Origin of the sequence: Roseomonas sp. KE2513 (assembly GCF_016107305.1) — a bacterium.
In the GTDB taxonomy this organism is placed as follows: Bacteria; Pseudomonadota; Alphaproteobacteria; order Acetobacterales; family Acetobacteraceae; genus Roseomonas.
Genome location: NZ_RCVR01000012.1, coordinates 1 through 13,565 on the forward strand (window position 1 = coordinate 1; position 13,565 = coordinate 13,565).

Sequence of the window (13,565 nt, forward strand, 5' to 3'; positions counted from 1 at the left end):
TATCATCGACCCGGATCTCGACCAGGACGGCACGACCACCGTGCGTGGCTTCTACAACACGGATAACGGCGGTTCCTGCGGCTGGACTGGTGCCTGCTCCTTCTTCGGCACCCTGACCGCCACGATGATGCCCAGCGCCGCCACCTCGGTGCCCGAACCCGCAAGCCTGGCTCTTTTTGGCGCAGGCCTGTTCGGGCTGGGCTTGGTACGCCGCCGGCGCTGACGCTGGGGAGGGGCCTCATCCCCTCGCCATTATATAAAGATATCCTGATATGGTTCGGCGCCCCCTGGCTTCGGCGCCGCGCCTGTGATAGGCGACGGCCAATCCCGAAAGGCCACGCCCCCCATGCCCGATACGCTTCCCCCCAAAGCCGATTACGTCGTCGCCGACCTCTCCCTTGCCGCCTGGGGCCGCAAGGAGATTGAGATGGCCGAGGACGAGATGCCCGGCCTGATGGCCACCCGCCGCGAGTACGGTACCAGCCAGCCGCTGAAGGGCGCCCGCATCGCCGGCTGCCTGCACATGACAATCCAGACGGCGGTGCTGATCGAGACGCTGAAGGCGCTCGGCGCCGATGTCCGCTGGTCGTCCTGCAACATCTTCTCCACTCAGGACCACGCCGCGGCAGCCATCGCCGCCACCGGCACGCCGGTCTTCGCCATCAAGGGCGAGAGCCTGGAGGACTACTGGAACTACGTCCGCCGCACTCTTGAGTGGGCCGATGGTGGCGAGCCGAACCTGCTGCTCGACGATGGCGGCGACATGACGCTGCTCGTCCATTACGGTCTGCGCGCCGAACAAGGAGACACGAAGTTCCTGGACGGCGCGACGAACGATGAGGAGACGGTCTTCTTCGCCCTCATCAAGCGCACCCTGTCCGAGAAGCCCGGCTGGTTCGCCAAGCTGGCCGCCGCGCTGAAGGGCGTGTCGGAGGAGACGACGACGGGCGTTCACCGCCTCTACACCATGGCGAAGGAGGGCAAGCTCCTCTTCCCCGCCATCAACGTGAACGACAGCGTCACCAAGTCGAAGTTCGACAACCTTTACGGCTGCCGTGAGTCGCTGGTGGACGCGCTCCGCCGCGGCACGGACCTGATGATGGCCGGCAAGGTCGCCTGCGTCGCCGGCTTCGGTGACGTCGGCAAGGGCTCCGCCGCTTCCCTCCGCAATGCCGGCTGCCGCGTGATGGTGACGGAGGTCGATCCGATCTGCGCGCTCCAGGCCGCGATGGAGGGCTACGAGGTCGTGACGATGGAGGACGCCGCCCCGCGCGCCGACATCTTCGTGACGGCGACCGGCAACGTGGACGTCATCACGATCGAGCACATGCGCGCCATGAAGAACCGTGCCGTTGTCTCGAACATCGGCCACTTCGACAGCGAGATTCAGGTTTCGTCGCTGCGCAACCTCAAGTGGACGAACATCAAGCCGCAGGTGGACGAGATCGAGTTCCCCGACGGCAAGCGCATCACCCTTCTCTCCGAGGGGCGGCTGGTGAACCTCGGCAACGCGACCGGTCACCCCTCCTTCGTGATGTCGGCGTCCTTCACCAACCAGACGCTTGCGCAGATTGAGCTCTGGACGAACGGCGCGGCTTACGGGAAGCAGGTCTATACCCTGCCCAAGCACCTCGACGAGAAAGTGGCCTTCCTGCACCTCGAGAAGGTCGGCGCGAAGCTGACGAAGCTCACCCCGCAACAGGCCGGTTATATCGGCGTGCCGGAGGCCGGTCCCTTCAAGGCCGAGCAGTACCGCTACTGACCACGGGTCGGGCGGCGGAAGCTGCCCCTTCGACCGCATCGCTCTTCGGGCGGGGGTGTCGGCCAGGGCGGCCGGCGCTCCCGCCTTTTTTGTGAGCGATCCTGATTTGGCGCAAACTGTGTAGCCCAAACAAGTGTTTAGCGTGTAGTCTTTCCCGGCTGCATCAATCGAAGCCGGGAAGACCATGCCGCGCGCCTCCGCCGACCGATCCGCCAGCCCCGTGAGCAGCGCGGCCCCGTCCATGAACCCTTTCGGCACCGCGGCCGGGCTGCGCCGCTTTGCCTCGCCCGCTGTGAAGGCGGCGCTGAGGCGGCGGGGCGGACAACTCATGGGGATGATCGCGGGGCTGCTGGGCCTCGCGGTGCTGGTGGCGCTGGCCAGCCATAATCCGGCCGATCCGTCCCTCTCCACTGCCACCTCGCGCGCGCCGACCAACCTTGCTGGTCCCTTCGGCGCCCTTGTCTCCGACGTGCTGCTGCAGGGCTTCGGCTGGGCCGGGCTGCTGCCGGCCCTCTGCCTCATGACCTGGGCGATGCGGCTCTCCACCCATCGCGGCCTCTCGCCCTTCGCCGGTCGGGTGGCGGCGCTGCTGGCGGGGCTGCCGCTGCTGGCCGCCGCCTTCGCGGCCAGCCCGCTGCCCGCGCCCTTCCCGGGCGGCACGCCCGGCGGCGCCATGGGGCCGCTCGTTCAGCAGGCGGTGGACGATACCGTGGGCGCGCTGTTCGGCCCGCTCGGCGAGGTGCTGGGCAATATCGGCATCCTCGTGCTGGCCCTCGCCGCGACCTTTCTTGCCCTTGCCATCCCGCTCTCCTCCTGGCGCCGGGCGGGCGGAGCTGCGGCGCGCCGGGGCTCGGGGCTGGCCGGGAACATTCTGCGGCGCCGCAACCTGGCACGCGCCCGCGCGGCCGAGGCACGGCAGACCCGTGACCGCCTGACCATGCGTCGTGAGCTGGCCGAGGAGAAGCCCGGCCTGTTCGCTCGCCTCCTCGGCGCCCCGCAGCGGCTTGTTGAACTCGTGCGGCGCCGGCCGCAGCCCTCGCCCCAGCTTTCCGCCATGCTGCGCGCGGCCGATGCCGCGGCCGAGGCCCCGCGCCCGGCCCGCCGCGCCCCGCGGCCTCAGCCAGAGCGCCCGCAGGCCGAGCAGCCGGCCGCTGAGGCGGAGTCCGCGCCCGAGCCCGAGGCGCCCCGCCGCCCCGCGGGCGACGCGCCCCGCATTGCCGACCGCGTGCTGCCCCCGCGCCGCCTGCCCATTTCCGAGTCCGTGAAGAAGGGCGATGACGGCCGCTTCCGCCTGCCGCCCCTCTCCCTCCTGAAGCCCGCGCCGCCGCGACGGGAGAGCGGCCCCTCCCAGGAGTTCCTGGAGGAGAATGCGCGGATGCTCGAATCCGTGCTCGACGACTACGGCGTGCGCGGCCGCATCGCCGATATCCGCCCGGGCCCGGTGGTCACCCTTTACGAGCTGGAACCGGCGCCGGGCACGAAATCTGCCCGCGTCATCGGCCTGGCCGACGACATCGCGCGCAGCATGTCCGTGCTCGCCGTCCGCATCGCGACCGTCCCCGGCCGCAACGTCATCGGCATCGAGCTGCCGAACGCCAAGCGCGAGACGGTCTACTTCTCCGAGATGATGGAGGCCGAGGACTGGGCGCGTAACCCCGGCAAGCTGCCGCTGGCGCTCGGCAAGGACATTGGCGGCGCGCCAGTTGTCGCCGATCTCGCGCGCATGCCGCACCTGCTGATCGCGGGCACCACCGGCTCGGGCAAGTCGGTCGGGATCAACACGATGATCCTCTCGCTGCTCTACCGCTTCGGGCCGAACGAGTGCCGCTTCATCATGATCGACCCGAAGATGCTGGAGCTCTCGGTCTATGACCGCATCCCGCACCTTCTTGCCCCGGTGGTGACGGACCCACCCAAGGCGATCGGCGCGCTGAAGTGGACGGTCCGCGAGATGGAACGCCGCTACAAGGCGATGAGCCAGCTCGGCGTCCGCAACATCGGCGGCTACAACGAGAAGGTCACGGCCGCCTCCTCGCGCGGCGAGCAGCTGACGCGCCGCGTGCAGACCGGTTTCGACCCCGAGACGGGCAAGCCCGTCTTCGAGGAGCAGCCGCTGGCGCTCGAATCGCTGCCCATGATCGTCGTCGTCATCGACGAGATGGCGGACCTGATGATCGTGGCGGGCAAGGAGATCGAGGGCGCGGTGCAGCGGCTCGCGCAGATGGCGCGCGCCGCCGGCATCCACGTCATCATGGCAACGCAGCGCCCCTCGGTGGACGTTATCACCGGCACCATCAAGGCGAACTTCCCGACGCGTATCTCCTTCTCCGTCACCTCCAAGATCGACAGCCGCACCATCCTCGGCGAGCAGGGGGCGGAGCAGCTGCTCGGCCAGGGCGACATGTTGCACATGGCTGGCGGCGGGCGGGTGAACCGCGTGCACGGTCCCTTCGTCTCCGACGAGGAGGTGGAGCGCGTGGTGGAGTTCCTGCGCGAGCAGGGCGAGCCCGCCTATATCGACGAGGTCACCGAGGTCGATGACGACGAGGAGGGCGGCGGCGCCATGGCGGCGCTGGATGCCGGCGGCGGCGAGAAGGGCCTCTACGAGCAGGCCGTTGCCCTTGTCTCGCGCGAGGGCAAGGCGAGCACGAGCTTCGTCCAGCGCCACCTCAACATCGGCTACAACCGCGCCGCCAAGCTCATCGAGCAGATGGAGCGCGACGGCGTGGTCGGCCCCGCCAACCATGTCGGCAAGCGCGAGGTGCTGGCGCGTGCGGGGGCAGATGACTGAGAGGCATCGCTTCGCCCCCTCCGGCGGCCTCCCCAACTCGGGGCTGCCGCTGCTGGTGTGGCGCGGCGCGCTGAACGCCGACGCCGAAGCGATCACCCAGCACTTCGCGCGCCACGGCTGGTCCAACGCCTGGACGAACGGCGTGTTCGACTATCACCACTTCCACAGCATCGCGCATGAGGCGCTCGGCGTCTCGCGGGGCGAGGCGCGGGTGCGCTTCGGCGGCCCGGATGGGGAGACCCTCACGCTGCGCGCCGGCGACGCCATGGTGATCCCGGCCGGCGTCGGCCATTGCCGGGAATGGGCGAGCGAGGACTTCGAGATCGTCGGCGCCTATCCTGGCGGGGGCGACTACGACATCCGCCGGGGCGATCCCGCGGAGGCCGCCGAGGTGGCCGCCAACATCGCCGCCGTTCCCCGCCCGGAGGCCGATCCGGTGGAGGGCTGCCCGATCTGGGCCTGACCGCAGGGGAGGGGACCGCGCAACACGGAGGCTTGATCCGCCCTTGCCGGGCGGCTGACCCAGGCCCTTCTCTCCCATCATGCCCCAACTGGAGGCCACCCGATGTGCCGATCGCTGCCCGCCCTCGCCGCGACCGTTCTTTCCCTGGCCACCCTCGCGGCGGGCACGGCCGCAGCCCAGACCCAGGCCCAGAACCGCCCGCCGAGCTTCCCGACGCGGGATGTGGTGGTGACCTACCGGGTGCTCGGCAATGCCTCTCCCCAGACGCCGCGCGAGTTCACGGTGGCCGCCCTCGCCTCGGAGGGGCGGCTGCGTGTTGAAGCCCCCTCCATGCCCGCCTGGGGGCTGGCCGACCGCCGCACCGGGCGAACCGAGATGGTGATGGATTCGATGCGTGTCGTGACGCCCAGCCCGGTCCGGCAGGACGAGGCGATGCGCTACCTCCGCATGGTGGAATCCGCGCGCCTGACGGGCGCCGGCAGCGCCACCCAGGCCGGGCAGCGCTGCACCAACTACCGCTTCGACGAGAGCGGCCAGCGCGGCACCGCCTGCCTGACCGCCGATGGCGTGCTGCTTCGCGGTGTGAACGAGCGTGGCGAGGGACTGGAGGCAACGCGAGTGGAGTACGCGCGCCAGGACCCCGCCCGCTTCCGCGTGCCGGAGGGCTACCGGCGGGTCGATCTCGGCGAGATGGGCCGCAGTCTCGGACTGGGCGGCCTCGCGATGCCGCGCCGTTAGAGGCGCGGCAGGCTTCTCAGCCGAAGAAGAGCTTCAGCAGGATCAGGATCACCACGACGATGCCGATCGCCCAGCTCGTCGCGCGGGTGAACTGGGCCCAGCCCGTCTGGCGGTCGGCGATGATGTCCTTCGCCCGCACTTCCTCGAAGTCGATCGTCTGCTTGGCCTCGGCCATGGTCGGTGCCCCGTGCTGGGCCGCCCGCCGGGGATCGGGCGGGGCGGCGTTCATGGCATTTCTGTAGGGAGCGCGGGCAGCACCGGCAAGGGGTTGGCGAGGGCGCCCTCGGCCATCGGCGCCTCGATGACCGCGTGCCCAGCCTCCAGCCGAGCGGCGCCGGAGGCCGCCCAGGCGAGAGCCGCGGGGTAGAGCCGGTGCTCTTCAGCCAGGACCCGCGCGGCCAGCGCCGCCTCGTCGTCCCTGGGCAGGATGGGCACGGCGGACTGGGCGATGATCGGCCCCTCGTCCACGCCCGGGGTCACGAAATGCACGGTGCAGCCGTGCAGCCGCACCCCCGCCGCGATCGCCCGCGCATGGGTGTCGAGGCCGGGGAAGGCGGGCAGCAGGCTTGGGTGGATGTTGAGCATCCGCCCCGACCAGGCGGTGACGAAATCCTCCGTCAGCACGCGCATGAAGCCGGCCAGCGCGATCAGTTCGATCCCGGCCTCCGTCAGCTTGGCGCCCATTGCCGCCTCGAAGCCCGCGCGGTCGCGGCCGAAGGGGCGGCTCTCGACCACCGCCGTCGCGATGCCCGCCGCCCGCGCGCGCTCCAGCCCGGCGGCGTCGGCGCGATTGGAGAGGACAAGGGCCAGCTCGGCGGGATAGGCGGGGTGGCGCGCCGCCTCGATCAGCGCGCCGAGGTTGCTGCCGCGGCCGGAGATGAGCACCGCGACGCGCCGCTTCAGTTCGGCCATGCGGCGGAAAGCCCCTCCATCCGCACCTCGGCCTCGCCCGCGCCGGCCTCGATCCAGCCGATGCGGTGGGCGGTCTCGCCGTGCTCGGCGAGCATCGCGACGGCCGCCTCCACCTTGCCCGGCTCGACCACCAGGGCCATGCCGATGCCGCAGTTGAAAACGCGCAGCATCTCCTCCGGCGCCACGCCGCCCGTGCGGGCCAGCCAGGCAAAGACGGGCGGCACGGGCCAGGAGCCGGCCTCCACCACGGCGGCCGTGCCCTCGGGCAGCACGCGAGGCAGGTTGCCGGGCAGGCCGCCGCCGGTGATATGGGCCGCCGCCTTGATCAGTCCGGCGCGGTGCAGCGCCAGCACCGGCTTCACATAGATGCGCGTCGGCTCCAGCAGCGCCTCGCCGAGGCTGCGGCCGGCCGCGAAGGGTGCGGGGTCGCCCAGGCCAGCGTTCCCGGCCTCCAGGATGCGGCGGACGAGGGAGAAGCCGTTGGAGTGCACGCCCGAGGCGCCGAGGCCGAGCACGATGTCCCCCGGCCCCACGTCGCCCGCCGGCAGCAGCGCGCCCCGCTCCGCCGCGCCGACCGAGAAGCCCGCGAGGTCGTAGTCGCCCTTGTGGTACATGCCCGGCATCTCCGCGGTCTCGCCGCCCACCAGCGCGCAGCCGGCCTGCCGGCAGCCCTCGGCGATTCCCGAGACCACCTCGGCCGCCTGCGCCACGTCGAGCGCGCCGGTCGCGAAGTAGTCGAGGAAGAAGAGCGGCTCGGCGCCCTGCACCACGAGGTCGTTCACGCACATGGCCACGAGGTCGATGCCGACCGTCCCGTGGTGGCGCGCATCGATCGCCAGCCGCAGCTTCGTGCCCACGCCATCGGTCGAGGAGACGAGGACGGGGTCCTGGAACCCGGCGGCGCGGAGGTCGAACAGCGCCCCGAAGCCGCCGAGCCCGCCCATGGTCCCGGTGCGGTCCGTGGAACGGGCGAGCGGCTTGATCCGGTCCACCAGCGCGTCGCCGGCCTCGATGTCCACGCCGGCGTCGCGGTAGGTCAGTCTGGTCATGGCGGTCCTTGATCGGCTATCCCCAGGGGCGAAGCAGGATGCGCTCCACGGGAGGCGGCTTATGCCCAGTTCAGACGGTCGCGCTACCCATCATGTCCCGGGCACGGGCGCAATCCGCCGCTTGCGGGAATTCGGCCTGCGGGCGGCCGGAGCCCTGGCCCTGGCCCTGGCGGCGCTGCTCCTGCCAGGAGCCCCGGCGCGCGCGCAGGACGATCCGGCCGTGCAGCGCGGCGTGCCCGCCGAAGCCACCGCCGCCAACGCCGTGCTGGCGCGGGAACGGGCGATCGCCAATGCCCAGCGCCTGGCCTACCAGCGCTACGCCGCGGCCACGGGGGCCAATCCCAACGCCTCGGCCTCCCAGATCGAGTCGCTGGTGACGAGCATGGTGGTGGAGCAGGAGCGCACCACCCTCAACGGCTATTCCGGCCGCTACACGGTCCGCTTCCGCGGCGCCGGCACGAATTCCGGCGGCTCCGTGCCCGCGGCATCGGGGGGTGGCACGGTGCCGCCGCTCGGCGGACCGGCCCCGGCCTCGCCCGCCGCCCTGCCGCCGGGCGTGCCGCCCGTCATGCCGCTGACGGCCTATCTTGAGGCTGGTGCCCGATTCGGCTCCTTCGCCGAGTACCTGACGCTGCGCCAGCGCCTGCTGGCCCAGCCTTCAGTCGGCAGCGTCGATGTCCTCGCGATCGCCGTGGACGGCGCGCGGCTGCGGATCGGGCTGCGCAGCCCGCCGGGCGTCGCGGCGCCGGAGCTGGCACAGGGCGGAATCCTGCTGGCGCCCAGCCAGCCGCCCGCGGCCAACGGGCTGCCCGTTCCCACCACGGGCCCGGCCTGGCGAGTCGGCCTTGCCGGAGGGGCCTGACGGCGAGCTCGACGGGCGCTCCGGGCGACCGGAGGCCCGTGTGGAGGCGGGGCAGGCCGCCATCCACCCCTCCGAGAGCGCGCTCTTCACCCTTCCCAACGTCATTACCCTCGCCCGGCTCTGCATCGTGCCGGTGGTGGTGTGGCTGATCATCCAGCACCGCCTGGACATCGCCTTCCTCCTCTTCATCGGCGCCGGGGTTTCGGACGCGGTGGACGGCTGGCTGGCACGCGTGCGGAACGCGCGCTCCTTCCTCGGCTCCATCCTCGATCCCATGGCCGACAAGGCGCTGCTCGTCTCCGTCTATGTCACGCTGGCCATCATCGGCGTGCTGCCGGACTGGCTCGCCATCCTCGTCGTGTTCCGCGACGTGCTGATCGTGGGCGGGCTGATGGTCCTCGCCCTCATGGGCGTGCGGCCCGCCATCCGGCCGCTCTTCGTCTCGAAGCTGAATACGGCGATGCAGATCGCGCTCGCCGCGGCGGCGCTGTTCCTGCGCGGGTACGGGTTCGATGGCGGGTGGCTGATGCCCGCCCTCATCGGCTGCGTCGCGGGCACCACCATCGCCTCCGGCGCCGCCTATGTGCGCGATGCCTCGCGGTCCCTGCCGGCATGATGCCGCTGGACGAGGGGAAGTCCGGTGGCCCGCCAGCCACCGCGGCCCCCGCCCGCCCGCCCGCGCGAGGGCCCCTGCCGCCCTCACCGGGGCCGCGCAGCGCGACGCGTGCGCAGCGGATGGGGCTCGTCTTCGGGCTGCTCTCGGCCGCCGTCTTCTGCCTCTGGTTCTTCTCGGCGATCCTCACGCCCTTCGTGCTGGCGGTCTGCATCGCCTATTTCCTCGACCCCGTGGCCGCGCGCCTCGCCCGGATCGGGGTGCCGCGCTGGCTAGGGGCCGGGCTGCTGATCACCGGGCTGATGGCGCTGGCGCTCCTCGCCCTGCTGCTGCTCTACCCGCTGCTCATCTCCCAGATCGGCGTGCTGCTGGCGCGCCTGCCCTCCTATGTCACGCGCATCGGCATGATGGTGCAGGACCTGCTGGCGGCGGCCGAGAACGCCATCGCGCCCATGGAACTGGACCCGCGCCTGCAGGATCTCGCGGTGTCGCAGGTGGGATCGATCCTCGTCTGGCTCGGCACCTCGGCCACGCGCCTCATCGGCGGCGGCTACGCGCTGTTCAGCGTCTTCACCTTCGCCGTGGTCACCCCCGTGGTCGGCTTCTACCTGCTGCGGGACTGGCCGCGGCTGATGGCGCGGATCGAGACCTGGCTGCCCCGCCGCAACGCCGCCGTGCTGCGCCAGCTCGCGCGCGATACGGACCGCGTGCTCTCGGCATGGCTTCGCGGGCAGCTGCTCTGCTGCGCCCTGCTCGCCGTCTACTACGCCCTCGCGCTCTCGGCGGTCGGGCTGGAACTCGGGCTGCTGGTCGGGCTGCTCGCGGGGATGTTCACCTTCATCCCCTATGTCGGCTCCCTCACCGGCATGGCGACGGCCATCCTGCTGGCCATCGGCCAGTTCGGCACCCTGCGCGGCGTGGGCATGGTGGTCGGCATCTTCCTCACCGGCCAGATCGTGGAGGGCTACATCATCTACCCTCGCCTGCTGGGAGACCGGGTGGAGCTTCACGCGGTCTGGGTGATCTTCGCCCTCTTCGCCGGCGGCGTGGCTTTCGGCTTCCTCGGCGTGCTGCTGGCGGTGCCGATCGCGGCCATGATCGGGGTGCTCGCCCGTTACTGGCTGCGCCGCTATCTCGAGAGTCCCCTCTACCTCGACCCGCCCCGGACCGGGGGCTGAGCGCCCACCTCATGGCCCCATTCCCCTCAGCCCGGCAGCTTCCCCTGCCGCTTATCCCGCGCGCCGAGATCGAGATCGACCCGGTCCCGGATTCCTCCAACGCCGTCGCCCGCACCTGGCTCGGCGATCCCACGAGCTGGCCGGCCGGGCGCCTCGCGCTGCACGGGCCGGAGGGCAGCGGGAAATCGGCCCTGCTCGCTCAGGCTTCCCGCCGGCTCGGTCTGCGCCGCCTCTCGGGGCCGCTTCTGCGCGGCGTGCCCGAAGGCGCGCCCACCGCCCTCGACGACGCCGACTGCGCGGCGGAGGAGCCGGCGCTGTTCCACCTCATCAACGCCTGCGCCGCGGGCGGGCACCTGCTGCTGATGGCCGGCCGGGAGCCGCCCTCCCGCTGGCCCGTGGCCCTGCCGGACCTCGCCAGCCGGCTGCGCGCCACCGCCTCGGCCGCACTCGGGCAGCCGACGGACGCGCTGCTGCGCACCCTGCTGGCCCGCCATTTCGAGCGGCGCCAGCTACGGGTGGAGCCCGCCGTACAGGACTGGCTCCTCGCCCGCCTGCCCCGGGAGGCCGCGGTGCTGGCCGAGGCCGCCGCCCGGCTCGACCGCGCCGCGCTGGCCGGCGGGGGCGGCGTCACCCGAGCCCTGGCCCGCTCCGCGCTCGCCGGCCTGTTGGACGGGAGCGGCGACGAGATCGGCGACGGCTCCGGTGACGATTTCGTGGCAACCCCGGACGCACCCTCCGCTTCCATGGGAACCTTGCTGTAGCGTTAGGGTCATGGACGCCAATCAGGACACCGCCAAGACCGACCCGACCCGGCCCGAGGCCCCCAGGGGCTCCGTGCCCCGGACGCCACGTGCCGAGGCGGCCTCGCTCCGCGGCACGCCCGCGCCCGCCACCGCCGAAGCGGCCCCGGACCCCGCGGTGGCGCCCGAGCCCGCGCTGACCGATCCCGGGCGCTTCATCAACCGGGAACTCTCCTGGCTAGCCTTCAACGAGCGCGTGCTGGAGGAGGCGGCCAACCCCGCCCACCCGCTGCTCGAGCGCCTGCGCTTCGTCGCCATCTCCTCGGCCAACCTGGACGAGTTCTACTCCGTCCGCGTGGCGGGCCTGGCGGGGCAGGAGCGGGCGGCCATCGCCGCCATCTCGCCGGACGGTCTCACGCCCAGCCAGCAGCTCGCGGCCGTCCACGAGCGCGCCGGCCGGCTGCTCACCCGCCAGCAGGAGGGCTGGCTCAGCCTGCGCGGCCAGCTGGCCGAGGCTGGGATCCTGCTGAGCGACCCCGCCGACCTCTCGGCCGCCGACCGGGAATGGCTGTCCAACTGGTTCATGGAGCGTGTATTCCCGGTGGTGACGCCGCTGGCCATCGACCCCGCGCACCCCTTCCCCTTTCTCGCGAACCTCGCCCTCTGCCTCATCATGAAGCTCGTTCGGGAGGAGGACGGCGGCACCATGCGCGCGATCCTTCCCCTGCCGCCACAGATCGAGCGATTCATCCGCCTGCCCGCGGGACCGAGGGTGGAGGGCGCGCGCGAGCCTGCCCGCTTCGTGCTGCTGGAGGAGGTGATCCTCCTCAACCTCCGCCGCCTCTTCCCTGGCTTCATCCTCGCGGAACGCGGCCTCTTCCGCCTCATCCGCGACACCGACGTGGAGTTCGAGGAGGAGGCCGAGGATCTCGTCCGCTCCTACGAGAGCGCGCTGAAGCGCCGCCGTCGCGGCCGCGCCATCCGCCTTTCCATCACCTCCGACACGCCGCCCGACCTCGTGGACCTCGTGGCCGAGGAGCTGGACGCGCCGCAGGGGGAGATCTTCACGCTGGAGGGGCTGCTCGGCCTCTCGGACCTCACCCAGCTCATCCTGGATGACCGGCCGGACCTGCTGTTCAAGCCCTACACGCCGCGCTTCCCCGAGCGGATCCTCGACTTTGGTGGGGACTGTTTCGCGGCGATCCGGGCAAAGGACATCGTCGTCCACCACCCCTACGAATCCTTCGACGTGGTCGTGCAGTTCCTCCGCCAGGCCGCGCGCGACCCGGCGGTGGTGGCGATCAAGCAGACCCTGTACCGCACGAGCCGCGACAGCCCAATCGCGCGCGCCCTGATCGAGGCCGCGGATTCGGGCAAGTCCGTCACCGCCATGGTGGAGCTGAAGGCCCGCTTCGACGAGGAGCGCAACATCGCTCTCGCGCGCGAGCTGGAATCGGCGGGGGTGCAGGTCGTCTACGGCTTCGTGGACCTCAAGACCCACGCCAAGGTCAGCCTCGTCGTGCGGCGGGAGAGCGGCTCGCTCCGCTCCTATGCGCATTTCGGGACGGGGAACTACCATCCCGTCACCGCGCGCATCTACACGGACCTCTCCTTCTTCACCGCCGATCCTGGCCTCACGAGGGACGCTGCGCGGCTGTTCAACTACATGACCGGCTACGCGCGGCCCGAGACGATGGAGAGCCTCGCCTTCGCCCCGCTCACGCTGCGCCCCACGCTGATGGGCCTCATCGAGCAGGAGATCGTGAATGCCCGCGAGGGCCGACCCTCCGGCATCTGGCTGAAGCTGAACTCCCTGGTGGACGAGGGGCTGATCGACGCGCTCTACCGGGCCAGCATGGCCGGGGTGAAGGTCGACTGCATCATCCGCGGCATCTGCTGCCTGCGCCCCGGCGTCGCCGGCCTGTCCGAGAACATCCGGGTGAAGTCCATCGTCGGCCGCTTCCTGGAGCATTCCCGCATCTGCGTCTTCGCCAACGGCCACCGCCTGCCCAGCCGCCGCGCCCGCGTCTTCATCAGCAGCGCGGACTGGATGGCCCGCAACATGGACTGGCGGGTGGAGACCATGGTGCCGGTAGAGAACCCCACCGTGCACGCCCAGGTGCTCGACCAGATCATGGTGGTGAACCTCAAGGACCGGGACCAATCCTGGGAACTCCACCCCGACGGCTCCTACCGGCGCGTCGCGAGCCTAGCCAGCGCGGCGGGCGCGCAGCCGCTCTCGGCGCACGAGTATTTCATGACCAATCCCTCCCTCTCCGGGCGCGGTAGCGCGTTGCACCGGGCACCGCGCCCGCGCGCCCCCGCTCGGCGCCGGCCGGACCGCGTCGCGCAGGACTGACACGCTTGGCAACAATTGAAGCATCCCGCCTCCCGCCCTCGGGCGCCGAGGCGGTCCCGCCACGTGCGGCTGCCGCGCCCCCGACAGCGGGCGCGGGC

General features: G+C 71.6%; 13 protein-coding genes. 10 read left to right on the plus strand and 3 right to left on the minus strand.

Translation table 11 applies throughout. From position 1 onward, the window contains the following. From D9599_RS13690 to D9599_RS13710, 5 genes are all read left to right on the plus strand, one after another. A partial coding sequence (locus D9599_RS13690; RefSeq protein ID WP_198381798.1) for a PEP-CTERM sorting domain-containing protein occupies positions 1-223 on the plus strand: 223 nt, incomplete at its 5' end. Positions 224-346: 123 nt separating this feature from the next. Further along, entirely contained in the window at positions 347-1,762 is a 1,416-nt protein-coding gene (ahcY, locus tag D9599_RS13695) for an adenosylhomocysteinase (protein ID WP_198381799.1), read from the plus strand. Between the two features lie 184 nt (positions 1,763-1,946). Beyond that, a complete protein-coding gene (locus D9599_RS13700) occupies positions 1,947-4,553 on the plus strand; it encodes a DNA translocase FtsK 4TM domain-containing protein (RefSeq protein WP_198381800.1) in 2,607 nt (868 codons plus the stop codon). After that, on the plus strand, positions 4,546-5,016 hold the full coding sequence (locus D9599_RS13705) for a cupin domain-containing protein (RefSeq protein ID WP_198381801.1): 471 nt from the start codon (positions 4,546-4,548) through the stop codon (positions 5,014-5,016). Before D9599_RS13700 ends, D9599_RS13705 begins: the two co-directional genes overlap by 8 nt. 102 nt (positions 5,017-5,118) lie before the next feature. Continuing rightward, the gene (locus tag D9599_RS13710; protein ID WP_198381802.1) at positions 5,119-5,754 is read left to right on the plus strand and encodes a hypothetical protein; all 636 of its coding nucleotides are present in this window, start codon (positions 5,119-5,121) and stop codon (positions 5,752-5,754) included. Positions 5,755-5,770: 16 nt separating this feature from the next. Here D9599_RS13710 and D9599_RS13715 read toward each other — a convergent pair whose 3' ends face one another. The 3 genes from D9599_RS13715 to purM are packed head-to-tail and all read right to left on the minus strand — an operon-like array spanning position 5,771 to position 7,715. Then, positions 5,771-5,983 carry a preprotein translocase subunit SecE gene (locus D9599_RS13715; RefSeq protein ID WP_232480488.1) on the minus strand — a complete coding sequence of 71 codons (213 nt, stop codon included), beginning with the start codon at positions 5,981-5,983 and terminating at the stop codon, positions 5,771-5,773. Then, the gene (gene purN, locus D9599_RS13720) at positions 5,980-6,666 is read right to left on the minus strand and encodes a phosphoribosylglycinamide formyltransferase (protein ID WP_198381803.1); all 687 of its coding nucleotides are present in this window, start codon (positions 6,664-6,666) and stop codon (positions 5,980-5,982) included. The genes D9599_RS13715 and purN overlap by 4 nt, the downstream gene beginning before the upstream one ends. After that, entirely contained in the window at positions 6,654-7,715 is a 1,062-nt protein-coding gene (gene purM, locus D9599_RS13725; RefSeq protein ID WP_198381804.1) for a phosphoribosylformylglycinamidine cyclo-ligase, read from the minus strand. The genes purN and purM overlap by 13 nt, the downstream gene beginning before the upstream one ends. Before the next feature lie 61 nt (positions 7,716-7,776). Between purM and D9599_RS31365 the strand changes: the two genes are divergently transcribed. Genes D9599_RS31365 through D9599_RS13745 form a run of 5 tightly spaced genes read left to right on the plus strand, consistent with a single transcriptional unit; the run spans position 7,777 to position 13,467 of the window. Further along, positions 7,777-8,577 carry a hypothetical protein gene (locus tag D9599_RS31365; protein ID WP_232480489.1) on the plus strand — a complete coding sequence of 267 codons (801 nt, stop codon included), beginning with the start codon at positions 7,777-7,779 and terminating at the stop codon, positions 8,575-8,577. Next, on the plus strand, positions 8,561-9,193 hold the full coding sequence (locus D9599_RS13730) for a CDP-alcohol phosphatidyltransferase family protein (RefSeq protein ID WP_232480490.1): 633 nt from the start codon (positions 8,561-8,563) through the stop codon (positions 9,191-9,193). The genes D9599_RS31365 and D9599_RS13730 overlap by 17 nt, the downstream gene beginning before the upstream one ends. Then, positions 9,190-10,368 carry an AI-2E family transporter gene (locus D9599_RS13735; protein WP_232480491.1) on the plus strand — a complete coding sequence of 393 codons (1,179 nt, stop codon included), beginning with the start codon at positions 9,190-9,192 and terminating at the stop codon, positions 10,366-10,368. The genes D9599_RS13730 and D9599_RS13735 overlap by 4 nt, the downstream gene beginning before the upstream one ends. A gap of 11 nt (positions 10,369-10,379) precedes the next feature. Then, positions 10,380-11,129 (plus strand): chromosomal replication initiator DnaA, encoded by a 750-nt coding sequence (locus D9599_RS13740; protein ID WP_198381806.1) that lies wholly within the window; start codon positions 10,380-10,382, stop codon positions 11,127-11,129. Between the two features lie 10 nt (positions 11,130-11,139). Then, entirely contained in the window at positions 11,140-13,467 is a 2,328-nt protein-coding gene (locus D9599_RS13745) for an RNA degradosome polyphosphate kinase (RefSeq protein ID WP_198381807.1), read from the plus strand. The last annotated feature ends 98 nt before the right edge of the window (positions 13,468-13,565 follow it).

Bases quoted from the DNA above. Each gene is read 5' to 3' on its own strand.
- ahcY (WP_198381799.1), top strand. From the start codon at position 347: ATGCCCGATACGCTTCCCCCCAAAGCCGATTACGTCGTCGCCGACCTC.
- D9599_RS13705 (WP_198381801.1), top strand. From the start codon at position 4,546: ATGACTGAGAGGCATCGCTTCGCCCCCTCCGGCGGCCTCCCCAACTCG.
- purM (WP_198381804.1), bottom strand. From the start codon at position 7,715: ATGACCAGACTGACCTACCGCGACGCCGGCGTGGACATCGAGGCCGGC.
- D9599_RS13715 (WP_232480488.1), bottom strand. From the start codon at position 5,983: ATGAACGCCGCCCCGCCCGATCCCCGGCGGGCGGCCCAGCACGGGGCA.
- D9599_RS13735 (WP_232480491.1), top strand. From the start codon at position 9,190: ATGATGCCGCTGGACGAGGGGAAGTCCGGTGGCCCGCCAGCCACCGCG.
- D9599_RS13740 (WP_198381806.1), top strand. From the start codon at position 10,380: ATGGCCCCATTCCCCTCAGCCCGGCAGCTTCCCCTGCCGCTTATCCCG.
- D9599_RS13745 (WP_198381807.1), top strand. From the start codon at position 11,140: ATGGACGCCAATCAGGACACCGCCAAGACCGACCCGACCCGGCCCGAG.
- D9599_RS13710 (WP_198381802.1), top strand. From the start codon at position 5,119: ATGTGCCGATCGCTGCCCGCCCTCGCCGCGACCGTTCTTTCCCTGGCC.
- D9599_RS13700 (WP_198381800.1), top strand. From the start codon at position 1,947: ATGCCGCGCGCCTCCGCCGACCGATCCGCCAGCCCCGTGAGCAGCGCG.
- D9599_RS31365 (WP_232480489.1), top strand. From the start codon at position 7,777: ATGCCCAGTTCAGACGGTCGCGCTACCCATCATGTCCCGGGCACGGGC.
- purN (WP_198381803.1), bottom strand. From the start codon at position 6,666: ATGGCCGAACTGAAGCGGCGCGTCGCGGTGCTCATCTCCGGCCGCGGC.